Here is a 25,825-nt window from a genome sequence, read left to right as displayed (position 1 = left end):
CAAAACAAAATGTATCAGTATTGCATCATATTTTGAGTTTTATTTCAGAACAAAATAAGGTCATACTCAGTGTTTAGCATTACATACGTAAAATTTCACATCATGGACGTGAAATTTCACATGCTAGACGTAAAGTTTTACATCGCTGACGTGAAATTTCAAATGTTAGACGTAAAGTTTCACATCGCTGACGTGAAATTTGACATGTCAGACGTAAAATTTCACATCGCTGACGTTAAATTTCAAATGTTAGACGTAAAGTTTCACATCACTGACGTGAAATTTCGCATGACGGACGTAAAGTTTTACGTTTCTAAGAAGCAATTGGAATTCCTGCAAGGTCTTTTTTGACCTTGTAGGTATTAATTGTAATAAAAGCCATAACTAGAAAGTTTTGAAACCTTCTAGGGTTACCTTATGATATACACGGATATAGAGGAGTACAAGATAGGAATTAGCGTACGGGCGCAGAAACCCGCAAAGTAAAGGCTATAAAATAGCATAGGAAAGAGGTGTAAAGGGCAAAAAAGCATCAGATAAAAGCTTTATACCAAGACAATTTTGTGTTTGATGGCGTACAAGACCAGCCCAATTCGGGTTTTGATTTCGAGTTTATCAAACAAACATTCCCGGTATCCATCGATTGTTTTCGGACTTAAACACATTTCTGAGGCGATTTCTTTATAGGTTTTTTCGGTGCAGGCATGTTTTATAAAAACAATTTCTTTTTCTTTCAAATTGATTTTTTTCGAGTCATCATTGGCTTTCTTAACGAGCATGCCTGAGACTAACTCGGTAAAATAAAAGCCTTTTTCGATGACAGAAATGATCGCTTCTTTGAAGATTTCTGGCGAGGTATCTTTTAGTAAATACCCTTTGGCGCCATTGGTAATCATTTTGATAATAATTTCTTCATCATCATTTACAGAGAGCGCAATCACTTTAAGATCGGGTCTGTTTTCTTTTATCCATTTCATGGTGCTTACGCCGTCTAAAACGGGCATGTTAACATCTAATAAAATCAAGTCTACTTCTGCATCTGGTTGCTCCTGCAGGTAAGAAAGAAATACTTTGCCGTTTTCGAAACGATTGATCACTTCAAAATCTTTAAAACTATTGATGAGCAGTTCTAAAGATTGCGAAAATAACTGATGATCATCTACAATAATAATTTTGTTTTTAGTACTAGGTTTCATTGGTTTTGCTTAAAAAGTATTCTAAAGTTACGGTTGTTCCTGACGAATCTGACTGCATTATTAAGTTAGCGTCAATTAATCGGGCTCTTAATTTCATGTTGCTCAACCCCAATCCAGCGTTGATCTGGCTTGTGTCATAACCAATACCGAAGTCTTTTATTTCCAGAAGAAAAACGGTATCGGTGGTATGAATATTTACTTCAAATAAATTACTGTGCGAATGTTTGAGGCTGTTGTGCAGTGCTTCCTGAAAAATTCGGTAAATAAACAAATCATGTTCTTGGCTAATCTCAGGGATTTCTCCCGTAAGATTATAATTGTATTGAATGTTTTTTAGTTTTTTTATACGTTCTAAATCTTGCTTGATCGCTTCTATAAAATTGCTTTGCAGTAAATTATCTTTGTTGATGATTCGGGACAAAATCCGAATTTCGTCTAGTGATTTGGCGAGTATTTTTTTCAAATCATGTAATTCATTCACCTGTACAGGTTTTCCGCTGTCCAGATACATGTTGAGATGCATAATGCCCACAGAAACAATTTGGCCTATATTATCGTGCAGTTCCTTACTGATTTCGCTCAGGGTCTGGTCTTTAATCTCTATTCTTGTCTTAATTAATTCGGATTGAAAATAGAGTTCTGATTCCATTTTTTCGACCAAATAATTGTTTTTCTTTTTCAAAAAATAAAAGAATATGACAAGCAGAATTATGAGTAAAGTTAAAAAAACAATACCTAACGAAATAACTAATAATTGTATTTCTTTTCGCTCCATAAGAATCCGGTAATATAGCAGCTGTGGGCCAAAACATTTAAAATAAATACGACTAAACTAAAAACAGATTCGTCTTGTTTGATCAAAAAACAGTTTAAAGCAAGCATGAAAGGCAAAAAAGGTACATGAAAAACTAATATGCCTAATATGTACCAAAAAAAGACCGATTTTTTAAAATTTAATATTTTCTCCGAATTAAAGATTTCTACCAAATACAAGCAAGATAATATCATAATAAGCAATACGCCAGTTGCGTAACTGTAAGTATAGGAGTGGTTTAGGTACTCTTTGACGTATACAATATTTATAAAAAAGGAAAGTAAAAATAGTATCAAACTAAGCAGCGCTATCATGCGATATTTTATTTTTGATAAAAGACTCCTTAAAAGTATGATATAAGCACAAAAACTAACGAGCATGTAAAAATTGAATACAGGATAGTTTAACAGGCCTGTCCACTCGGTAAAATAATAGCCAACTTTCTCTATTACAGCAGAAAACCAAATTAGAATCACCAAGAATTTAGCTTTTCTGGAAGGAAGTTTATGCCATGAAAGTAAGCCAATAATCCCGGAGAGTACGACTAAATAAACAATATAAAATCTTAAAAATTCGAACATAATTTTCTAGTATAATAAGCTCGGTGGTCTGCCAATGCTTCCGTAATTCATTGGTTCGATGCTTTGTATGTCTTCATTGTTATCATTTTGATCATCAGAATCATTATTTTCGCGAGTCAAAGCAAAGGTTTGTACACTGTTTAGTGCAACGGGTCTAATTCTTTTTCCTGTAGCTGTTAGAAAAAGGGTCATCAAGCCTGCTTTATCAGCATATTTTTTTTCATCTGGATATACTCCAAAATAAAAGCGGATTCCGTTTACAGCAAAACCCTTTTTTGCGCCTTTAGACTTGATGTAATGAATATAATTTTCTAGCTCTTCTACAGAAAACCAAACGGCGTTAGCATCTTCTTTTTTAATGTACTTCGCTATTATGCTGGCTCTGTACTTCATAAAATTAGAATGCAATTCTTTAGCAAATTTTTTTGTAATTAATTGTGCCGGTCTTCCTGGTTCGTTTTTCATAATCGTTTTTTATAGTTAATGGTTTTATTGATTGTTAAATAGTGGTTTACATCAATAGTAATGAGCAAATTTATTTTAAACGGCCCAAGTTTACAAGGGTGAAAATACCCTTTTTTTTAGGGTAAATTTATTTAAAAAATTGGGGTAAAACACTGTTTTATAGTAAATTATAATAAATCAATTTTACATCGTTCTTTTTGTGCACAAAATGAATAGGCGAAATCTGAAAAGCCTAATAAAAGAGTAAGAGCTAATTATAATACTAAGAATTATGAGTTTATATCATGAAGTTTTTCAGGGAGAATCATTCAGCGAAGACAATTATTTTGAAGCTGTACGATATGTATTGGGGCCGGAATATTCTAATTTAAGTGAAAATGAACTAGAAGATGTCCTGCTGTCACGAGTAGATCTAATGTCTGAAAGTGAAGCAGAAGGATTTTGGTCAAGCTTAGGTAATGTGGCCAGCAATATTGGTTCGGGAGTGTTACGTGGCGTTTCTGCAGTTGCTCCTATTGTAGGCACTGCGGTGGGTACTTATTTTGGAGCCCCGCAAATTGGGGGAGCAGTTGGTGGTTTGGTAAGTAATTTGGCGGGATCTGCAAGTACTGCTTTAGACAATAATCGTCAGCAACAACAACGCAGACCAGCACCTCCACAGCAACAGCGCAGACCGGCAAATAATAACAATTACAGACGCAGACAAGCGCCTTCGCCAGTGGGGCAAGCCTGGAGCAATACAACCCGATATTTGGCCGATGCAGGCAGAGCGGCTCTTCCGGCTATTCAGCAGTATGTGCAGGATAATCCGGTTGTGCTTCGTCCGCAGGCAGCGCAGGATATTGGCAGAGTACAAGGGTTGTACAACCAACTGGGTGGTGTGATAAATAATCCACAATTTCAGGCGGGTCAGGCACAGCAAAGTTTAGGAACGGCAAGCCCAAATTCGCCAATAGAAAGCCATTCTTTTGCAGAATTAATCGAAAGTGTAAATTACCTGACCGAGAATATTTTGTATGAATATTACAACGGAGGATTAATTCCGACCGAAGATTATTACGTGGACCAATATGGCCAATTTGTGGGTACCAACACTCCTAACCGAATCAATAGACTTGAAAATTCTATTGCAAATTTATAAAACCTAAAAGTTATACTAATGGAGGCTTATTTAGAATATTTGAAAGAACATAATCCTGAAATGGCTAAATATTTTGAGCTTATGCAACCCATGATGGGAAAAAATGAAGTGGAAGAAGGAAAAGAAATTCCAAGAATTGATTTAGAAGTTGAGGAAAGAATTAAAAAACTCAAAAAAATCAATCACAAACTTTTTGCCATGATCGAAAATCTAAAGTTGCAGTTGGAATTTGAGTTAAATCAGAACGATGATTTGGCAAAAGCCATTGGTGCCTGCACGGAATGTTTTGGCGAAGATAATGAGTGCTCAGCATGTTTCGGAACCGGAAAACCAGGCAACGGCATTCCTGATTTTATTCTTTTTAATAAATATATTCAGCCGGCCATCCAGAAATATAACAAACATTATTTCAATAAAAATTAACCATTAATATTTAAAATTATGAATTATTTCGAAAGTTATTTAGACGAAGATTTATTAAATGAAGATTACTACAACGAGGATCTTTTAGGCGAAGATTTATTAGAAAGCTACGACGAAAGCTTTGATGAGGCTGCAAGACGCAGAAGACCATCCATAAAAGGAATCAGACCTAATGTGAGCTCGGCGGTAAAACAAAGATCTAATTTTGGAAAGACCCTGAGCGGAAGAGCTAATGATTATGCGACCAAAAGTGAACTGAAGAAATCGTTAGATTCGATTTCTAACCAAGTGAATGAGCTTAAAAAGACTTCGCTGGCTACTAATAAAGCGTTGGTGGCTTTAGATCAAAAACATACCGAATTTGCAAAAATTGACGCCCGAAAAGGCGACAACCAAACTAAAGTTTTGAAAAATATGCAAATGATGAGTATGATGGGATCTTTGTTGAATCAGCCAAAACTAAAACCTGAAAATTTGGAATTTGTTCCTGAAGCTAGTACTGAAAAAGGCGTAAAGATACCTGCACACATCATTGAAAAAAAGGATGCAAAAGCTATTTATGTAGATCAGACAATGTCTTTATTGTTGCCAATGATGACTACTATGGGAGATTCGGGCTCAGGTAAATCAGACAATATGAATATGATGTTGCCGATGGTTTTATTAATTTCTGAGCAAAATAAAAACAACTCGACAGAATCCAACAACATGTTGCCAATTGTCATGATGATGATGATGAATAAGTAAATGTAAAAAGGGCAGTTGTTACCCAATTGCCCTTTTATTTCTATTAATTTAAAATACGAAACAATGAATCCATTTAATTTATTAATCAGTTACGTTATAGCCAATAGCAGAGCCACTTTTTATAATGTTCCCGGAAATCAGGAAATAACCAATACGGCACTTTTGGCGGGTATGATTTCAGAAAATCCCTTGATGAGCTATTTAATCATTGATAACAAAGCCAAAAGCGAAGGCGAGAAGTTTAGCGCTGCTGCTAGAAAAGTAACTGAAGCAACTCATGATACAGCTATTATTACTCACCCAATCGCTGGCTTAAAAGAAACAAATGATGATAAAAAAAACAATCTAACAATAGAGGGTGTAGAAGGGGCTGGTCAAACTGCATAAAAAAATCTTCAGAAAGTGACTTAAAAGGAAGATGATTAAGATGCTAAGACATTTTAATCATCAGTTACAAATAAAGAGAATCCACTATTATTACTAATTAAAAAGTTCAGAAAAAAAACAATAAAAACCAACAAAAATGAAGGCTGAAATAACTAACCAAGAAACCATCAGTTTGAATAAAATTGAAAAAAACGTGACGCAAATTCTAAAAAAGATAAATCAGATTCGACCTAATCTTCTAAAAAAAAGTTTTAAATTTTCCAAAAAGGCACAAGAAGAAAAAGCTTTTTTACTTAAAAATTTAGTTTCAAAAAAAATCATTTTAATTGAAAAAACCAACGAATTATTTGTCCAGATTTTTACGAATACTAATTTTTCTAAACTTCAAGAAGAAGATCAGGACTTTATTTTAGGATTAGAAAAAATAGGATTTATAAATAGTCAGTATGTTCGAGAAATCAAAGCTTATCTGTCTAATGCTGGAGATTTTGAAGAGGCCTTTCTTAATGTGATTGATGAGAATTTATACTTTATGCTTTTGTATCAAGAATTAAATGATATTGAAACAAAATTATTAAATCTGAATTAATCTCTAAAACAAAAACTCATGGATCCAAGACTCAAAGTTATATTATACGGCAATCCTGACGAAGAATTATCGCTGTTAATGCGTCTCGAAAAAGAGAATGAATATCCGGATCATTGTAAAATTATTTCAGAGTTCGGAAAAATTGTAAGTATCAGAACAAAGCGTCGTTTTTTATGCGCTATCTATAACAGCAAAAAACTAAAAAGTTTAAAAGCTCCAAGTGTGGTTCCTGCTAATGATCGTGTTGAGGTAGATCCTCAAACTCATGTTTTAGATCAAAAAAATGAGGTTCTTACCAACAGTGTTTCGAAAGTTGTATTTGGAATTATTGATTTTGGTTTCGATTTTACGCATCCAGATTTTATCAATAATGGCAAAACCCGTTTCGAAAAAATTTGGGTACAATCTGATCGCTGCGATCGAAACAAATATAGTTATGGAAGGATCATTAATCAAACTCAGCTTGATGAAAGTTTACTTGATGATTTACCGTTTAAAAAATTGGGCTACCATCCGGGAAAATCAGATTTGTTTGGAAACGGAACTCATGGAACTCATGTTCTCGGAATTGCCTGCGGAAATGGGGCAGTAGCACCAAAAAGCTTTGCGCCAAATGCTTCTATCATAGCGGTCGATATGGGAACCAATCTCGTAAACGGATCAAATTTGTCTTTGGGCGATTCGGTAAAACTAATCGAAGGCATTGATTTTTTGTTAACCGAAGCAGGCCAGCGACCCATTGTGATCAATATGAGCTTAGGAGGTCATGGCGATGCTCATACGGGACAAACTCTCGTAGAACAAGCTATTGATCATATTCTTACTACGAGAAAAGGTACGGCAATAGTGCAGAGTACCGGCAATTATCATCAATCAAATGTGCATACCTATGGCGATATAAAAGTCAATCAGAAAATTAAAATTCCGTGGATGTTTAAGAAATATGATCGTACACCCAATGAAATGGAAATTTGGTATCACGGAGATGATATTTTAAGTATCAATATTTATGATGATAATAAAAAACTACTGCTTGCATCAACGCCTTTTAAAGATGAATTGATTCTAAAAGATGGCGCTGAGGTAGGCATTTGTCTACACAGAAGCAATGAGCCAAATACAAATAAAAATCAAATTAATATTTTGATTAATGGCAAATTAAATTCAAAATTTTGGGAGATCGAATTAGTTGGGAGAACGGTCAAAAATGGCCGCTACCATTGTTACATCGAACGAGATGACGGAGGCCAATCTATCTTTTTGCCTGCAATTGCGAACAAAACGCATACCACCAATTCGATCTGTAATTCAAAATATAGTATTGTTGTGGGTGCTTACAATCAAAATGAGGAGGCAAAATCTATATTGTCTTTCAGTAGTTCCGGTCCCACGGCCGATGGGCGTATGAAGCCAGAGCTTGTGGCACCTGGTTTTAAGATAAAATCGTCCTGCTCGTCTTCTAATAGAGAAAATAGGGCTTCAAACAAGCTAACGTCTAAAAGCGGAAGCAGTATGGCGGCGCCTTATGTTGCTTCTTTAGTCGTTAAAATACTCGAAAAAGAGCCTGATCTGGATATTATTTCAATACGAAAAAAACTTTTTAGTGCTTGCGATACAGCTTCTTTTAAAGACAACAGTTTTGAGATTTTTAGAGCCGGTCATGGCTACATTAATCCAAATAAATTAATCTAAATAAAGATGATCATGGAAAATTTAATTGCCAATCCCCCAGTCATAAATCAAATCCCGAGCTTAGTAACAGAATTAACGAATAGCGTTGGACTGAATGCTGTAAATAATGCATCAGATGTCGTGCAAATTCAGACTTATTTGAGAACACTTGGTTATCCTGTGCAGGCTAATGGTAGTATTGTAAATGATAAAACAGACGTTACTATTATCTCTATTCTGAATTTTCAAGCTAATAATAAAATCGTGATTAGCGGTCTCATTCGTCCAAATGATGCGACGCATAAAGCATTAAAACAATTAAACTTGACAGGTGTTTCGCTGGCAGAAAGTGAGGATGAATCGCTCCATCAGCCTTTTTTGACCAATTCATTTTTGTTTAGAAGAAATGCCTCAAATACAAATACGCTAAATGTGATTTTTGAGGGAGATTCTTGGTTAGATTATCCCGTACCAAGGGTTTTGGATTTATATGATACGATTACAGATCGAAATCAAAGGCTTAATCTCAACTGCCTTCACTTGGCAAAATTTGGTGAAACAACGTCGCAGATGTATGCAGATAAAACTCATTTTGTACAGTATATTAGCGGTTATCGTATTGATCGAATTTATTTTAGCGGAGGCGGAAATGATGTTTTTCCTCAACTTGGAAGAATTTTAAACCCCGGAGTTACCTCTTTTAATTCGGGTTTCTTTACAGATCAGTCAAAATTAAATGAGCTTAAAAGTTTGCCTTCTGGCGATGTTCTGTATCAAAAATGTATTCTTTATAAAAGATATTTAAACACCAATGCTTTTGATGCTACGCTTTTTAATACGGTCAATCTCAATGCCATTTTTAATACTATTTTGCGTAATTACCTTGGTTTTGGAAGTATTGTAAATGCGCATGTTACAGCAAATACAATATTTTATATGCATACATACGATTATCCTTTATTCAAACTGGGAGTACGACCATCAATTGTGGGTGTCGATCTGCCTTTGGGACCTTGGATAAAACCAGTTTTTGATCGCCTTGGAATTGCTGACGAAATCTTAAGATGTTATATTATTATTCGATTATTAGACCGATTTTATGCGCTTCTGTGTCAGATTAAAAATCGTTTTATTAATAATGGATATCGTTTTCAGTGCCGAATCATTGATTACCGTGGACTTTTGAATGCATCAGAATTTTGGAGAGATGAAATTCATCCCAATTCAGCAGGTGCCAGGAGGTTATCGACCCGTGTTACTTTTTAAAAAAATAAAACCGACCTTTATCTATCAGTCGGTTTTTTGTTGTTTTACAAATACTTTAACGCTTTTTGATATTTTGATCACAATTAAAATTCTGTTTTTTTAAGGTAACATTAAATTGAAGATAGGATAAAGGCTTGGTAAAGATTTCTTAAAACCAATAAGGTGATTCACGTTTAATATTTTTACATATTTACGTGATGAAAAATCGCTGATAGCGAGGAATTGTCCTGTTTTATAATTTAATAAAACTTTTTTATAAAATTATAAAACAGAAGCTTTGTTTGAAAAGAAGAAATACAATTATTTAAAGATTAAAAGTAAATAAAATGAAAAAATCAAGTGTACTAATAGCGTTATGTTTTATGAGCTTTTTTGGTGCAATCGCCCAGCAAAAAAAAGAGTTAAAGAATCCAAAAGTTATCGTAATTACTTTGGATGGTTTTCGCTGGCAAGAATTATTTACCGGTGCAGACAACAAACTTATTGCAAATAAAAAATACGTAGAGGATACAATTGGTCTAAAAGAAAAGTTTTGGAGAAAAACCGCTGAAGAAAGAAGAGTAGCGCTAATGCCTTTTTTTTGGAATGAAGTGAGTAAAATGGGAGAATTACACGGCAATAGAAACCAAGGAAGTAATGTAAATTTGACCAATTCTATGTGGTTTTCATATCCGGGTTACAACGAGATTTTAACAGGTTCTGCTGATGATATCCGAATTAATAGTAATGATAAAATTAATAATCCAAATACAACGATTTTAGAAAAAATCAATAAGCTTCCTAAATATAAGGGCAAAGTAGCTGCTTTTGGAAGTTGGGATGTTTTTCCTTTTATCATCAACGAAGAACGCTCGGGAATACCTGTAAATGCAGGTTTTGAAGCCGCAAAGGAAGGTGAACTTTCTCCTCGAGAGATGTTTTTAAACGAAATGCAAACTAAGGTTCCTTCGCCTTGGGACTCTGTTCGATTTGATGCTTTTACTTCAAATTACGCGCTGGAATACATGAAAAAAGAACATCCCGAATTGGTGTATATTTCTTTGGGAGAAACAGATGATTTTGCTCATGATGGCAATTATCAGGCCTACCTAAAATCGGCGAATGCCAGCGATGGCCTGATTCAGGAATTATGGAATTTTACCCAAAAAGATTCTTTTTACAAAGACAACACTATTTTTATTGTATCGACAGATCATGGCCGTGGCACAGATCCATTGGATGAGTGGAAGAGCCATGGCTCAAAAATTGCCGGTGCAGATCAGGTTTGGTTAGTGATTTTTGGAAACGGTATTCAACCAAAGGGAGAAGTAATTTCTAGTGAACAGATTTTTAGTAATCAAATTGCGCCAACGGTATTACATTTATTTGATCCTAAAGCAAAAGATCCAGAGATGAAAGGCCCACCTCTCCAAATTCTTGAAAAATAATTAAAATAAAGTCTAAAATATGATTATATTATAATTTTATTATCTTTTTTAAAGAATTTACTATGGCTTTTTCGTTGTCTATGAATGCACAAATGTAATTTGGTACAAAAATTAACTCATTATTATTACAGAAGAGCAATCCCATTTTAGTAAGACAATATTGTATTACCCACTTTTATTTTATTAAAATTACAATAATTGTAAGAAATATTATTTATTTTTAGCTATTAATATCTGTGTATCAACGATATAATGTTAATTTTTTTTTATTTTGTAAGATGTCTTAACATTTAATTTGTACTTTAGCATTATATGTTAAATATTAATATTGGTTTTTTGTTTTATCCTCAAGTAAAATAATTTGTTTTTTGTTAGAATATTAGAAGAATTTTAAAGCATGATTTTCTTTTGATTTTTAAAAGTATGTAAGGAATTTTTTCAATACTAAGTAATTTAAATAAGCTTAACAAATGGCATTTAAAATTTTAATAGTCGATGATCATCTGGTTGTAAGGATTGGGGTTGGTATGGTTCTTAAAGACCAGATCGAAGATGTTAATATTTCAAATGCAGAAAGTTTCTGTGAAACAATTACGCTTTTAAAGCAAGAAACTTTTGACCTCTTAATTTTAGAAATTAATATTTCCGGAGGAAAAAGTAGAGAAATACTCGCTGAAATAAAAGTAATACAACCTAATATTAAAATTTTAATCTTTTCAACGTATGATCAGCGAAGTGCTTACAAATATATTCTTTTAGGTGCTCACGGCTATTTAAATAAACTGTCTTGTGAAAAAATAATAGTAACGGCCGTAAAAACTATTTTAGAAGGCGGCAGTTATATTTCGGCTGAAATTGTCGAAAAAATAATTCAGGCAGCACTGCACAAAATAGAAATGAACCCATTGGATGTTTTGTCAAAAAGAGAATTTGAAATTGCCGAATTACTCGTAATTGGTAATGGCAATCTCGAAATTGCAAATAAATTAAATATTCAGATGTCTACAGTAAGCACGTATAAGAATAGAATGTACGAGAAACTTAAAATACGTACTTTGGTAGAACTTATCGATGTCTTTAAGATGAATATTTATTAACTTGAAGCAAAACAACTTTCTTATTTCTCGATTATCCCCGTTTTACCTAGATCTAATTTGTAAAGTCATGATTCTAATTTCTTTTTTAGAGTCATATAAAATTCACTTTTCTAATTTTTTTATTGCAATTAAAGTACTTGGGCTTTATTCTTTTAGGCCAATTTGTTAGTTTGCTTTATCGTGCTGTGATTATAAGATACCAAATAGCAAACTAAGAATATTTTCTCTCTTATATATAGGTATAAATTTTTTACAATAAGTCTTCCTGATTTTTTCTCTAGATTTTTCTCTATTGTGTTTGCCATGCTTTTTTAAGCAAGGTAATAAAGCTCGTAATCTTATTTTACTGTTATTCGAGTTGCAATTATAAAAATTTAAAATTTCACTCCAAATATTTCTTACATTTTTTTAAGAAAAAAGTAACGGTTTTTTGTAGAATTAATTCTACTAAAAACTGTTTTTTTTCTACAAACTATTGGTTTTATTGTATTTACCTTTGCTTTAAATGATCGTTATGTCTTTAATATATTGACTATTTTGATTTGTGAATGATTGGAGAGGAGAAATTTGTTCACATATAAAAATTATGATTTTATTCTGATTTGTTTCTTATATATAATTGAATTTAAAATGCTAAAAGCTCTTTTTTGTTTTGGGATTTGAGCATTATAATATTAAGGACAAAAATTGATAAACAATTAATAAGACAAGAAGTTGAGATAAGGCAATATCTAAATTTTATAGCTAAGAAAGCATAACAAAATAATTACTAATCATTAAATTTTAAAAACCAATAAATATGAAATTAAAATTACGAATTATCATATTCTTGCTACAATGTAGCATGGCGGGATTTTCCCAAACGGCTCCCGGAGGTGTAAGTGCTAATTTACGTATTTGGCTAAAACCAGAAGTGGGTATTACAACCTCGGGAACCAATGTAAGCAATTGGGCAGATCAATCAGGAATTGCTACCCCTAATAATTTTGATCAAACAAATGCTACTGCTCAACCTACACTTACAGCAGCAGCAGCAGTTTATAATTTTCATCCCGCTATTAATTTTGTTACAAATAAATTTTTGCGAAGTAGAGTAGTAACAAATGCTCCCTTTACGGCTGATAATCTTAACGGAACCCTTCATGTAGTTCTTAATAAAACAAGTGTGGCAGGTGCTCAAGATACTTTTGGATTTGGAGGTTCAACCACATTAGCAGCTCCAGGAACTGCAAATACTCCAGTTATGGGTGCAACTGGGGGGAATCCTTATTGGTATGATGGAGATTGGCCTAATGCTCCTAGTATCCCAATGACCGCAGGAAAAACTCACATACAAGGGTTTTCTTGGCGCTATAATGTTACAGGTTCCGGAATATTATCTCTTGATGGTAAAAATGCGTCAACAACTCCTAATCCTGATTTTATACAAACAGCACAAGGTGCTATATTAGGGTCACAGCCAGAAGAATTTAATGGTCTTATGCAAGAGGTTATTGCCTATGAAAGAGAGTTGACGCTTGCTGAGAAACAACGCGTGAACTCTTATCTGGGAATAAAATATGGAGTAAGTTTAGATCAAACAGTAGCACAGAATTATTTAGATTCTGGTTCTGGTATTATATGGAATGCGACTGCTAATGCTGCGTACGGAAAAAATATAGCAGGTATTGGTAGAGACGATTTAAGTAGTCTAAACCAAAAAGAAAGTCAATCTGTAAACACAGGTTTTCAGGTAACGATAGGTTTGACAACCATAGAACCGACCAATGCAGGTAATACTGCTGCTTTTGGATCGGATAAAAACTTTATGGTTTGGGGAGATGATGGTGCAGCGGCTACTTTTAGTACTCCTACGACTAATGGTCATGGAGTAGACACTCGCTACACAAGAATTTGGAAAATTCAGGAAACAGGAAATGTAGGGATCGTTAAATTTGCAGTTCCTTCGACAATAGGAGCTAGTGGAAAAGTTTATTTGGTTCGTTCAACCAATCCAACTTTTGATGCAGGAGACGAATACATTCCTCTGACTACTTATACTGTAGGTTCAATAGCTTATTTGGCATGTGATATTAACTTCAATACTGGAGATTTTTTTACATTGGCAACCAATACTAATCCAGCCACTATCGCATTGAGTATTACTCCAGCTACTGCAACTGTTGCTGAAGGTTCAACTCAAATTATCAAAGTAGGCTTTCCTACAGGGATCACTTTGGTCACCAATACAATTGCTGATTACACTATAACAGGAACAGGTATAAATGGTACAGATTGCACCACACTTTCTGGTTCTGTAACAATTCCTGCAGGTCAAAATTCAGTAGATATAAATGTGGCGGCATTGTCTGATAATGTTTTAGAAACAAATGAAACTATTACTCTAACAGGAACGACAGTTACATCTATAGAAGGTTCAGAATGGACTACTGTAGCAGCAAATAAAACCACTACCGTAACCATAACAGATGCAAATCCAGCATCAGATAAGTTTTTAAGTTTTGTACCCACAACCATCAGCACACCAGAAGGTACAGCTACTTCGGTTGTAGTAAGTTTACCATCAGGTATTACGGCAGTGAATGATATTACATTCAATTATGCAGTTAGTGGTACGGCAAGTAGCGGCAGTGATTTTACTGCTTTAAGTGGTACAGGTACTATAGTTGCAGGACAAAATTCTGTATCAATAGCTGTAACACCTTTGACCGATAGTATTATAGAACCGAATGAGACGATTATCTTGACAGGAGGAGCTATAACAGGAAGCCCTTTAACTGGATTTACATGGAGTAGCTCAGCAAATACAAGTACAATTACCATTACGGATGTCACGAGTGCAGCAAGTAAGATACTAAATATTACCCCTACTGCGGTAAGTGTTGCCGAGGGAAGTCCTACTACTTTAACAGTAAGTCTGCCTACAGGTATAACTGTTGCAAGTCCGCTTGTGGTGAGTTATACAGTATCAGGAACGGCTACAAGTGTTACAGACTATACCGCTTTAACAGGATCCGTAACGATTCCAGCTGGTTCCGGTTCAGCGACGATAACAGTAGCTGCTCTAACGGATAGTTTGATAGAGGCAAACGAAACGGTAATTGTAACAGGAGGTACAACTGCTGGTTATACTTGGGGAAGCAGCGATGTAGCTACAGTAACTATTACAGATGTAAGTAATGCAGCAAGTAAAGTGTTGAGTATAACACCTGCAACAGTAAGCATTGTAGAAGGAGGCAGCACAACTTTAACAATTAGTTTGCCTACAGGGGTCATTGTAGCAAGTCCGCTAACTGTAAGTTATACGATATCAGGAACGGCGACAAGCGCTACAGACTATAACGCTTTGAGCGGTACGGTAATTATACCCGCAGGATCAGGTTCTACCACTATTACGGTTGCTAGTTTAAGCGATATCTCAATAGAACCAGATGAAACGGTAATATTAACAGGTGGTACGACGTCAGGATTTACATGGAATGCTTCTGCAAGTAATTCAACAGTCACAATTACCGATGTAACAAGTCCAGCAAACAAAACATTAAGTTTTAGCCCAACTACTGTAAGTACAGCAGAAGGAACAACGACAGTTTTAACAGTAAGTTTACCAACTGGAATAACAAGTACTTCTCCGATTACGGCAGATTATACTGTGACAGGTACTGCTACCAGTGGAACTGATTATACTGCTTTGACTGGAAGTGTAACAATTCCAGCAGGACAAAATTCGATTACAATTAATATGTCGGCTTTGACAGATGGGGCAATAGAATCCAACGAAACAGTAATTCTTACTGGTGGAACAATTACAGCTACTCCTTTAACAGGTTTTACTTGGAATGTTTCAGCAAATACCGCTACTGTAACCATCACAGACGTAAGTGATCCAGCAAGTAAGGTATTAAGCATTACACCATCAACTGTAGATGTTGCAGAAGGAAGTAATACTATTTTAACCATTAGTTTGCCAACAGGAGTAACAACAGCTAATGCTCTTGCTGTTAATTATACGGTATCAGGAACTGCTATTAGTGGTACAGATTATACGGCTTTGACAGGAAGTGTAACAATTCCAGCTGGGCAGGGTTCTGCCACTATAACATTAGCAGCTTCAGCGGATAGTTTAATTGAATCTAGTGAAACAGTAATAATTACAGGTGCAACAACAGCAGGATTTACATGGAATCCATCTGCAAATATTGCAACAATCACAATAACAGATGTAACTAATGCAGCGAATAAAGTATTAAGTATCACGCCAGCAACGGTAAGTACAGCTGAAGGAACAGCTACTGTTTTAACGGTAAGTTTACCAACTGGTATTACTACTGCTACTTCAATTGTTGTTAATTATATAGTTTCAGGAACAGCAACTAGTGCTACAGATTATACCGCATTGTCAGGAAGTGTAACCATTCCTGTTGGACAAGGGTCTGCCACAATTAATGTATCAGCCTTAACCGACGGAATTATAGAATCTGACGAGACAGTTGTAGTTACAGGCGGTACAACATCTGGTTTTACTTGGAGTCCTTCAGCGAGTTCATCCACAGTAACAATAACTGATGTAACTAGTGCAGCTAATAAAAAGTATTGAGTATTACACCAACAACAGTAAACGTTGCAGAGGGAAGTAATACTGCTTTAACTGTGAGTTTACCAACAGGGGTAACTACTGCTAATGCATTGCTAGTTAATTATACTATAGGAGGCACTGCTACAAGTGATACCGATTATACTGCCTTAACAGGAAGTGTAACAATTCCAGCAGGACAAGGATCAGCTACTATTAATGTTTCATCTTCAAGCGATAGCATTATAGAGTCAAGTGAAACGGTTACTGTAACAGGAGCTACAACAGCTGGTTTTACTTGGAGCCCATCTGCCAGTAGCTCTACTGTTACAATAACAGATGTAACTAGTGTTGCTAGCAGAGTATTGAGCATAAATCCAACATCAGTGAGTACTGATGAAGGTACTAGTACCGACTTAACGGTAAGTTTGCCAACGGGAGTAACTACCGCTGCTGCCCTTATTGTCAATTATACCATTGCAGGAACAGCTACAAGCGCTACAGATTATACTGCTTTAACGGGAAGTGTAACAATTCCTGCTGGTTCTGGTTCGGCTACAATAACGATTGCTGCTTTAAGTGATTCGGCAATCGAATCTGATGAAACACTTGTGGTTACAGGAGCTACAACAGCCGGATTTACATGGAGTCCGACTAACAACATTTCAACAGTAACAATTACGAATGTAGACGACCCAGCTAGTAAGGTATTGAGTTTTTCTCCAATAACCATAAGTACTGCTGAAGGAAGTAGTAGTTTGATAACAGTAAGTCTACCAACAGGTATTACTACTGCTACTGCTGTTGTTGTCAATTATACAGTTTCAGGAACCGCTACAAGTGGGTCCGATTATACAGCATTGAGTGGAACGGTAACTATTGGAGCAGGGCAAAATTCTGGAACCATTAATGTTTCTGCTTTAACAGATGGTGTTATTGAATCAGACGAAACTGTAATTTTAACAGAAGGAGTTACTCCAGGATTTACATGGAATGCTTCTGCTAATAGTGCAACGGTAACGCTTACGGATGCTACAGGAAATAATCCTGCCAATAAAGTACTAAGTATTTTGCCAACTACAACAAATGTAGTCGAAGGTACTAGTACTAATTTGACGGTCAGTTTGCCAACAGGAATTACAGTATCAAGTTTATTATTAGTAAATTACACGGTTTCGGGAACAGCAACTGGTACTACAGATTATGCAGCATTGAGCGGAACTGTAACCATTGCAGCTGGTCAAAATTCGGCTACGCTTAATGTATCAGGTTTAACGGATAACATTCTGGAATCAAACGAAACGGTAGTATTAACTGGAGCTACCACCAATGGATATACTTGGGGTATAAATAATGTTTCTACAGTAACAATAAATGATGCTACAGGAAATAATCCTGCTAATAAGGTGTTGACTATTACACCAGATACGGTTAATGTGGACGAGGGTATGGCTACTACTTTGACAGTGAGTTTACCAAATAGTATTATAACAGCTAATCCATTGATTGTAAATTATACAGTTTCTGGTACTGCTACAAGTGGAACTGATTTTACTGCCTTGACAGGTTCTGTAACGATTCCCGCAGGTTCTAGTTCTGCTACAATAAACGTAGCGGCTTTAACTGATTCAGCAATTGAATCTGATGAAACTATTGTAGTAACGGGTGCTATTACTTCAGGATTTACATGGAACCCATCTGTTAATACTTCTACAGTGACAATTAAAAATGTAGATGATCCTGCTAATAAGGTTTTGAGTTTCTCTCCTATAACAACAAGTGTACTCGAAGGTGGTCTCAGTACAATTACCGTAAGTTTGCCAACAGGAGTAAGTACGGCAGTTGCCTTAGCTGTTAATTATACAATATCGGGAACAGCTCTGAGCGCTTCAGATTATAGGTTGTTGAACGGAACTGTAACTATTGGAGCAGGTCAAAATTCAGCAACAATTAGTATATCAACTTTAGCAGATGGTGTCATAGAGACTGATGAAACCGTAATTCTAACTGGAGGAACTACTCCAAGCTTTACGTGGAATGTTGCTGCAAATACTGCTATTGTAACTATTACAGATGCTACAGGAAACAATCCAGCAAATAAAGTATTGAGTATTATTCCCACTACAGCTACCGTAGCTGAAGGTGCTACTACTAATTTGACAGTAAGTTTACCAACAGGAATCACGACAGCTCAAGATCTGAATGTAAATTACACATTAAGTGGTACAGCAGGAATATCAGATTTTAGACCTTTAACTGGTACGGTAATAATTCCAGCTGGTTCTGGTTCTTTCACCATTCCTGTTGAGGCTTTGAATGACGGTGCAATTGAATCTCCAGAAACCATAGTATTTACAGGTGCAGAGACATCTAGTTTTACTTGGGGTGTGAGAAATGTTGCGACTGTCACTATTACAGATGAAACAGGCAACAATCCAGCTAATAAAGTATTGAGTATTTTACCAGCTACAATGAATGTTTCTGAGGGAAATAGTACTTCATTAATAATAAGCTTACCAAATGGAATAACGACAGACAATAGTCTCATTGTAAATTATGCAATAGGAGGTACAGCCTCAAAAGATTCAGATTTTGGAAGTTTAACGGGTAAAGTAACAATTCCTGCAGGAGCAAATTCAGTTAATCTGGATGTTACTACTTTGAATGATTTGGTTCTTGAATCAGATGAAACGATTGTTGTAACAGGTGCTGCTACTAATGGATTTACTTGGGGATCAAATAATGTTTCAACAATTACCATTACGGATGAAACAGGAAATAATCCAGCAAATAAAGTGCTAAGTATTTTACCAGAGATTAGTAGTATTAGCGAAGGTTCAAGTACCAATTTGGTAATTAGTTTGCCTTCAGGAATAACTACAGGAGTTGCGCAGGTAGTTAATTATAATATTGGAGGGACAACGGATGACGGTGTGGATTATTCCACTTTAACAGGAACGGCAACTATTCCAGCAGGATCCAATTCGGTTACTATTCCTGTAAGAGCATTAACAGATCGTGTTTTAGAGTCGGATGAGACAGTAGAACTTGAAGGAGCAGCTACAACAGGTTTTACCTAGGATATTTTTGCGAATAAAGCTTCGATAGCTATCATAGACTTAGAGCGAGAAGATGCAAACAATAGAATCATAAGTATTTCTTCAGGGACAGCTTACCTAGATGAAGAATCTGTAATTTTAACAGCCAGTTTGCCTAGTGGAATAACGGCTACTGAAGATATTTATGTAAATCTAGATAACGTATTTAGTTCTTACAGCGACTTAAGTATGAGCAAATTTGTGATCATTCCAGCGGGTCAAAATTCAGCTGAGTTTGAAGTAAAAGTTGGAAGCAAAAGAAAGAACAATGAGAGCATAGAAATAAAAGGTAACGTGAATGACGTAATTTTTGAGACACGTGAAAACGAACTACCTTCTTATGAATTCACTTTGGAACCAGGTAAGGTTATCGTCAAAAATGATTTGATAGAAGTTGCAGATGCTGTTTCGGCAAATGGAGACGGAATAAATGACTACTTCGCTATTGGAAATATAGAGAAATATAAAGATAACACCGTTACTATTGTTGATCGTTGGGGAGTAGAAGTTTTCAAAGTAAGAGGTTATGATAATCAATCTACAATCTTTGATGGACAATTTAGAGGTAAAGATTTAGAAAACGGAACCTATTTCTATTTCATCACAATTGTTCGTAAACAAGTTGAACATCAATACAAAGGATTTTTAGTTCTAAAAAGATAAAAAAATAGATTACTGGTGGTGTAAGGTCTTAAATCCTTACACTGTCAGTAATTCATTTCCACACAAAAATTTTCAAATTCTCTCTTTCAAAACATGTACTTAAATAAGAGAATTAGATAAAAAATAAAATTATTCATAATAAAAAAAATAACATGAAAATTCTTAAAAAATCAAAAATTTTGTTTTTAATAGGATTATTTAGCGTAGGTGTAAATGCTCAGCAGTCTCCTTTATATTCACAATACATCTACAACAGTTCTCTAATTAATCCCGCATTTATGTCTATGGATGAATATTCTAGTGTAAATGTAATGTATCGGTACCAATGGGTTGGAGTACCAGGTGCACCTAAAACAGGAGTAGTAAGTTTTTATACTCCAGTAGGAGGTGGAAAGACTAGTTTAGGCGCTATTGTTTCTCGCGACGAAATTGGTGTTGACAGCGATACAAAAATAAATGTATTACTGTCACAAAATGTTAGACTAGGAGACAATTCCTTTCTGGCGTTAGGTTTTACAACGGGAATTGGGGTATTTAAGGAAGATAATAATTTGCTTAACAATGTAGATAATGATCCCCGATTTAACGAGCCAAGAAATTTTACAAGAGGCGATATAGGTTTTGGTATTAATTATTTTTCAGATCGTTTTTTTGCAGGATTCTCGATACCATCATTTTCAAAAATAGATGTGTCATCTAATAATGATTTTAAGTTGGATAGTGAGAAAGTAATGTATTTCTACACAGGTTATTTATTTGATCTTAGTGGAGATTTAAAATTTAGGCCGTCTGTTTTATTAAAGAAAGGAAATTTTGACATTCAGGCAGAAGCACAAGCTAATTTTTTGATACATGATTTTTTTTGGATAGGAGCTGGTTGGCGCCAAGATGAATCAATATTGTTTTTAACACAATTTCAGTTAACCCCGGGGTTAAAGTTTAGTTATTCCTATGATTATGGACAAATAGGAAAATTAAACAGGATAAATTCAGGCTCACATGAGTTTTCATTAAGTTACCGATTTAGTAATAGAGAAAAAATTGTAAGACCGTCATACTTTTAAAAACTATATAAAAATGAAAAGAAAAAATATATTATTTTTAGCCTTACTCGCTTTTACACAATTGACTTTTTCGTCTGATTTAAAAGCGGATTTCAAAAAAGTGCCGCCAGGAAAATTAGGATCTTCCTATAAAAGGGCTCTGAGAGCTTTCGAACTAAAAAATTATGAACGTGCAATAAAAATACTTAATTATTCGATAGTCAGTGAATCTTCTTCAAAATATGAAGTAGGAGAGTCAGCCCTTTTACTGGCAAGGGTATACAATGATATTAATGAGTATGCCAAGAGTTTAGAATTATACAATAGTTTGCATAATGAGCATAATCGTGGATTCACACCAAATGATGTGTGTCTATATCTGGATTTATTAAAACGAAACGGATCAATTTCCAGAGGTGTTGAAGTGGTAAAATATTATCATAAGAATATGCGAGGAAATGTACGTTTTAATAATTTAGAGAAATCTTTATTAGAATACTATCAGTATTATGGCGATCAGGCTAGAAATACAGGATTGATAGTTAGTAAATTCGAATTTGGATCTATAGTCGATGGTAGTTACGTGTATGGAGTAGCTCCTTACCAAGGCGGAATTGTTTTTCTGGCAAATGAGGTAGACAAATTCAGATTAAAATCGTTAAGTACTAATTCAAAGTTGTATCGATTTACAAGCACTGGAGAAATCGTTCCTTTCTCAGAATTAAGAACTATTTTTCAGGCTGGGCCAGTTTCTTTTTATAACAATGGTAACTCAGTTATTTTTACGCTAAACAAATTGCGCTCCTCTAAGATAGGCGATAAGCCTTTTGGAGAGATTAACAATTTGCAATTGTATGTAGAAAACAGAAAAGAAGGGAGTGACAAATGGTCTCGACCGGTAATAATTTCAAAAAATTTCTGTCCAAAATCTAATAAATATTCTTTTTTGCATCCAAGTATTTCAGAAGATGGAAGCCGTTTATATTTTGCCTCGGATATGCCGGGAGGATATGGAGGAGTGGATATTTATTATGTAGATTATGATAAAAAGCGGAAGAATTTTGGTAAGCCAGTAAACTTAGGGCCAAAAATCAATACTAATGGAGATGAATTATTTCCTTATGTAGAAGGAAACAGCTTGCATTTTTCATCTAATGGTCACAAAGGATATGGAGGTCAGGATATTTTTGTTACGAACTTAAAAGAAGCAGATGCAACAATATTTCATTTTCCATACCCAATCAATACTCATTTTGATGATTCGAACCCTGTTTATGATGTAATCAATAAGAAATATTATTTTTCTTCTGATCGAAAAAACAGCGAAGAGGATAATCTGACAAACAAATGTGTTTATATAGTCGAATCTCCTGATCCGATGCTTTCAATTATGGATGCCTTTAATAAAACTGTTAAAGCTGGACCTATTGGTGGTTCTGGTGTAGGATCGAAAGTTGTTGAAGAACTGGTTGCTCTTCCAGATGAAGAAATATACAAATTAGTACATTTTGATTTTAATAAGGCAACTTTGAAGACAGAGGAATTATTTATTTTGGATAATATTTATCAATTGTGGACTTTAAATAAAAAAGCAGTAATTGACCTCAGTGGTAATACAGATACAGTAGGAACAGAATTATATAATCTGGAGTTATCCAAAAGAAGAGCAGAAGTTGTTCGAAATTACTTGATGGCAAAAGGGATTCCTAGTGAATCATTCATTCTTCGATACAATGGGGATAATAATCCTTTGAGACGCATTCAACCCGGAATGTCAGAAAATGAAATTGAACAAATTTCAAGAGAGAACAGGAGAACTGTTATTACTTTAAAATAATAAATTAAACAAATAAATCCTTTAACATGATAAAAAAATTTACACAATTATTGATTATGATTGGCTGCTTTGCCACTTATGCTCAGGAGATGCCCGTAGTTTTTAATAAGAATTTAAGCGAAGGAAATAGTACCGTAAATAAAGTAGTTCCTCTAGAATCAGGTGATCTGATCATTGCAGGTGGAGGTAGCTCAAAAGCGTATATAACTAAATTATCGGAAGACGGAAAAGTGCTCTTTGAACGAACCATAGTAAATCGTGGAATAGATTCCTATCGTGATATTGTTGTTACTAAAAAGGGTTCCTTTTTGGCAGTTGGTGGAGGAACATTAAATGTAGGTGCCGGAAGAATTTCTCTTTTTGATTCTAAAGGAACACCTGTTTTTGATAAAGTTTTTGGAGAAAATGATGGAGGTTATTTCACCACAGTCAAAGAAGATTTAGAAGGTAACTTTATAGCAGTTGGGGTGTCCGGAGGCATTTTGCAACAGGGGCGAATTGTAAAATTTACTTTGGAAGGAAAAATTATCTTCGATAAATTTTTTGACAATAGTACAGTACTTCACGGTCTAATCATAGATGAGAACAATAATATTCTTTCGATGGGGAGCTCAGTAGATAATAGCAATGGATCAGGTGTTTTACTAAAATTAGATACCTCAGGAGTTGAAATTTTTCATCAGATTTCGCCTATTGCCGGAGGAGTTTATAAAGAGTTTAAACTCTTAGAAGATGAGAGTTTGTTAGCTATCGGTGGTGGTGGATACGGTTCAGGGAATTCTCCAAGAATAACACGTATTCGGATGGATGGTCAAGTTATTTTTGACAAAACCTATAGTAATGTAGATGGTATTTTTACTGCTCTAGAGGTAGATCCTTCTGGCTACATATATGCATCGGCAGAAGAATTTGATCGAGGGCGTATGTTAGGATTGCGATTCGATGGTACTATGGTTTTCAATCAGGAAACAGACACACCATTAACATCAATAAAAAGAGGTGAAGACACCAATATTGTTGCTATTGGAGGGAAAGAAGGGCAAGGTGTAGTGATAAAAACTAAACAAAATGGTAAACTTATTTTTGAAAAAAAAATAGCTCATGCCTTAAAAGAATTGTATGTGTCTGAGGATAACGATATTTATGCGACAACAGCAAAAGATTTTAGTATTGTAAAATTTGATACTAAAGGAAATCTTGTATTTGATAAAAATTATGTAAAAGGTAGTAAAGAAGGACATTATGCTTCCTTAATCATCTTGCCAACAGGAGAGATGATTGCTTTAGGAACAGGTACAAATATTGGAGGTAGAATAACCAAAATAAGTCAAGGAGCAACGATTAATGATATTTCTGTGTCGGAGCCATTAAATGGTATTATGACAGCAAGTGTACGAGTAATATTGTCTGGTTTCCTACGTAAAGACGGAGTGAGAATGCCTGTTAAGATAAGTTATAAATGTCTTTCAGACGGAACCGCTTCAGGAGAAGATTATTTGCCATCGGAAGGAGTTTTATCGTTTCTACCATCTGATTTTGCAACTGGCTCTTTGATTGAAAAGACGATTGAGATTCCAATTAAAAGCGATTCTTATTTTGAGGATTCGGAGTATTTTAATGTGAAATTATCTTCACCAGAATATACCTACATAGCCAAAGAAGAAGCTAAAATAAATATCATCAATCAAGCAGCCGTAGTTCGTTTTGTAGGAGGTTCGGATGCAGAGGAGAAAGGATCTTTAAGTTATGAATTGGGTTTATTTAGTCAAGATGGAAAGCCTTTGGTGAACAAAACTTCAAAAGCTTTACAGCTTAATTATATGTTTGGAAATGGATCGGCAACTGAAGGTCAGGACTTTTTTGGAGATACTAAAACTGTATTAAAAATACCTGTAGATCAATCTTCTGCAAAATTATCAGTAAAAACTAAAGATGATAATTTATTTGAAGATGTCGAATCTGTTCAACTAGTTTTGACAGGAGTAGAATCAAATAGTGTAGAGTCGATGGTAGAATTCCTAGGAGGTGCTAGAACGATTTCTCATATCCAAAAAATAAAAGATCAGGCTGCTGAATTACAAATTTCAAAATTATCTAATAGAAACGAGTCTAGTGTTTTGCCAGTAGCCATGTTCAAAGTATTTTTTACTAAAGTAAGTGACGGTAAGCAGCTAGTGAATTGCTCTGGCTCGGACATTCGAGTTAAATTTGATGTTGATGCAACCAATACTACAGCAGTACTAAATAAAGATTTTGTGATTTTAAATAGCCACGATCTAGTTATTGCCGGAAACTGTGACAATATGGAAGCCGATATTCAGGTACTTGTTATTCCAGACGTAGAACAAAAAGGCGACAAGAACATTGCCTTAAAACTAACAGGGGTTGATAGTTTATCAACAGCAGGTATTATTAACATTTCTCAAAAACAAGACAAAGCGATGGCGACAGTATTGTTCAATAAATAAGTATTCTATAAAATCAAACCATGATTTTTGTAAAAAGGCAAGTGTCTCAATGGAGATGAGATGCTTGTCTTTTTTCTTATTAGTTGTTTTAAAATAATAATTTTTAGAACACATCTTTTTTGTTATTGAATTTTTCTATTGAAAATATCATCTACGAAATTACTTGTTATTAAGTAGTTTTTTTTGCCCATTTTGTAGATATAAATAAAGTTTTTTCAAACCTTAATTTTTTTCTGCCATTAAATATTTTGTAGCGTATGATTTTTTGAGGATACTTAATAGAAAAAGCATTCGATTTTTTTTATTTCATTTTTAGATTTTCATTATAATAAATTGTTA

At 34.7% G+C, this 25,825-nt stretch carries 18 protein-coding genes; 15 read left to right on the top strand and 3 right to left on the bottom strand.

The genetic code is table 11. The annotated features are described in order from the left end of the window. Window positions 1-545: 545 nt before the first annotated feature. The 3 genes from J3495_RS02410 to J3495_RS02400 form a co-directional block, all read right to left on the bottom strand. A complete protein-coding gene (locus tag J3495_RS02410) occupies window positions 546-1,196 on the bottom strand; it encodes a response regulator transcription factor (RefSeq protein ID WP_210664966.1) in 651 nt (216 codons plus the stop codon). After that, complete coding sequence (locus J3495_RS02405) at window positions 1,186-1,845, bottom strand: sensor histidine kinase (protein ID WP_236025379.1); 660 nt, start codon at window positions 1,843-1,845, stop codon at window positions 1,186-1,188. The genes J3495_RS02410 and J3495_RS02405 overlap by 11 nt, the downstream gene beginning before the upstream one ends. A 752-nt stretch (window positions 1,846-2,597) precedes the next feature. After that, window positions 2,598-3,056, bottom strand: a complete 459-nt coding sequence (locus J3495_RS02400) for a hypothetical protein (protein ID WP_210664964.1) — start codon at window positions 3,054-3,056, stop codon at window positions 2,598-2,600. Window positions 3,057-3,327: 271 nt separating this feature from the next. Here J3495_RS02400 and J3495_RS02395 point away from each other — a divergent pair, with 271 nt between their 5' ends. The 15 genes from J3495_RS02395 to J3495_RS02325 all read left to right on the top strand — a co-directional run bounded on the left by J3495_RS02395 (window position 3,328) and on the right by J3495_RS02325 (window position 25,486). Beyond that, complete coding sequence (locus J3495_RS02395; RefSeq protein ID WP_210664963.1) at window positions 3,328-4,197, top strand: hypothetical protein; 870 nt, start codon at window positions 3,328-3,330, stop codon at window positions 4,195-4,197. Window positions 4,198-4,215: 18 nt separating this feature from the next. Next, a complete protein-coding gene (locus tag J3495_RS02390) occupies window positions 4,216-4,620 on the top strand; it encodes a hypothetical protein (RefSeq protein ID WP_210664962.1) in 405 nt (134 codons plus the stop codon). Window positions 4,621-4,638: 18 nt separating this feature from the next. Next, the gene (locus J3495_RS02385) at window positions 4,639-5,367 is read left to right on the top strand and encodes a hypothetical protein (RefSeq protein WP_210664961.1); all 729 of its coding nucleotides are present in this window, start codon (window positions 4,639-4,641) and stop codon (window positions 5,365-5,367) included. Window positions 5,368-5,430: 63 nt separating this feature from the next. After that, window positions 5,431-5,754 (top strand): hypothetical protein, encoded by a 324-nt coding sequence (locus tag J3495_RS02380; protein ID WP_210664960.1) that lies wholly within the window; start codon window positions 5,431-5,433, stop codon window positions 5,752-5,754. A gap of 136 nt (window positions 5,755-5,890) precedes the next feature. Beyond that, window positions 5,891-6,343, top strand: coding sequence for a hypothetical protein (locus tag J3495_RS02375; protein ID WP_210664959.1), 453 nt, complete (start codon window positions 5,891-5,893; stop codon window positions 6,341-6,343). Between the two features lie 18 nt (window positions 6,344-6,361). Continuing rightward, complete coding sequence (locus J3495_RS02370; protein WP_210664958.1) at window positions 6,362-8,035, top strand: S8 family serine peptidase; 1,674 nt, start codon at window positions 6,362-6,364, stop codon at window positions 8,033-8,035. A gap of 12 nt (window positions 8,036-8,047) precedes the next feature. Continuing rightward, window positions 8,048-9,280, top strand: coding sequence for a hypothetical protein (locus J3495_RS02365; RefSeq protein ID WP_210664957.1), 1,233 nt, complete (start codon window positions 8,048-8,050; stop codon window positions 9,278-9,280). A 326-nt stretch (window positions 9,281-9,606) separates the two neighbouring features. Beyond that, the gene (locus tag J3495_RS02360) at window positions 9,607-10,707 is read left to right on the top strand and encodes a sulfatase-like hydrolase/transferase (RefSeq protein WP_210664956.1); all 1,101 of its coding nucleotides are present in this window, start codon (window positions 9,607-9,609) and stop codon (window positions 10,705-10,707) included. A 470-nt stretch (window positions 10,708-11,177) separates the two neighbouring features. Further along, complete coding sequence (locus J3495_RS02355) at window positions 11,178-11,804, top strand: LuxR C-terminal-related transcriptional regulator (RefSeq protein WP_210664955.1); 627 nt, start codon at window positions 11,178-11,180, stop codon at window positions 11,802-11,804. Between the two features lie 799 nt (window positions 11,805-12,603). Then, window positions 12,604-16,401 carry a beta strand repeat-containing protein gene (locus J3495_RS02350; protein ID WP_210664954.1) on the top strand — a complete coding sequence of 1,266 codons (3,798 nt, stop codon included), beginning with the start codon at window positions 12,604-12,606 and terminating at the stop codon, window positions 16,399-16,401. Further along, on the top strand, window positions 16,398-19,457 hold the full coding sequence (locus J3495_RS02345) for a beta strand repeat-containing protein (RefSeq protein ID WP_210664953.1): 3,060 nt from the start codon (window positions 16,398-16,400) through the stop codon (window positions 19,455-19,457). Before J3495_RS02350 ends, J3495_RS02345 begins: the two co-directional genes overlap by 4 nt. 129 nt (window positions 19,458-19,586) lie before the next feature. After that, on the top strand, window positions 19,587-20,138 hold the full coding sequence (locus J3495_RS02340) for a gliding motility-associated C-terminal domain-containing protein (RefSeq protein ID WP_210664952.1): 552 nt from the start codon (window positions 19,587-19,589) through the stop codon (window positions 20,136-20,138). A 152-nt stretch (window positions 20,139-20,290) separates the two neighbouring features. Beyond that, window positions 20,291-21,202 (top strand): PorP/SprF family type IX secretion system membrane protein, encoded by a 912-nt coding sequence (locus tag J3495_RS02335; protein WP_210664951.1) that lies wholly within the window; start codon window positions 20,291-20,293, stop codon window positions 21,200-21,202. A 13-nt stretch (window positions 21,203-21,215) separates the two neighbouring features. Further along, window positions 21,216-23,018, top strand: a complete 1,803-nt coding sequence (locus J3495_RS02330) for an OmpA family protein (RefSeq protein WP_210664950.1) — start codon at window positions 21,216-21,218, stop codon at window positions 23,016-23,018. Window positions 23,019-23,044: 26 nt separating this feature from the next. Further along, window positions 23,045-25,486, top strand: a complete 2,442-nt coding sequence (locus J3495_RS02325) for a Calx-beta domain-containing protein (RefSeq protein WP_210664949.1) — start codon at window positions 23,045-23,047, stop codon at window positions 25,484-25,486. Window positions 25,487-25,825 lie beyond the last annotated feature (339 nt).

The organism is Flavobacterium geliluteum, from assembly GCF_017948595.1.
GTDB classification, from domain to species: Bacteria; Bacteroidota; Bacteroidia; order Flavobacteriales; family Flavobacteriaceae; genus Flavobacterium; species Flavobacterium flavipigmentatum.
This window is presented reverse-complemented; position numbering and strand designations above follow the sequence as displayed.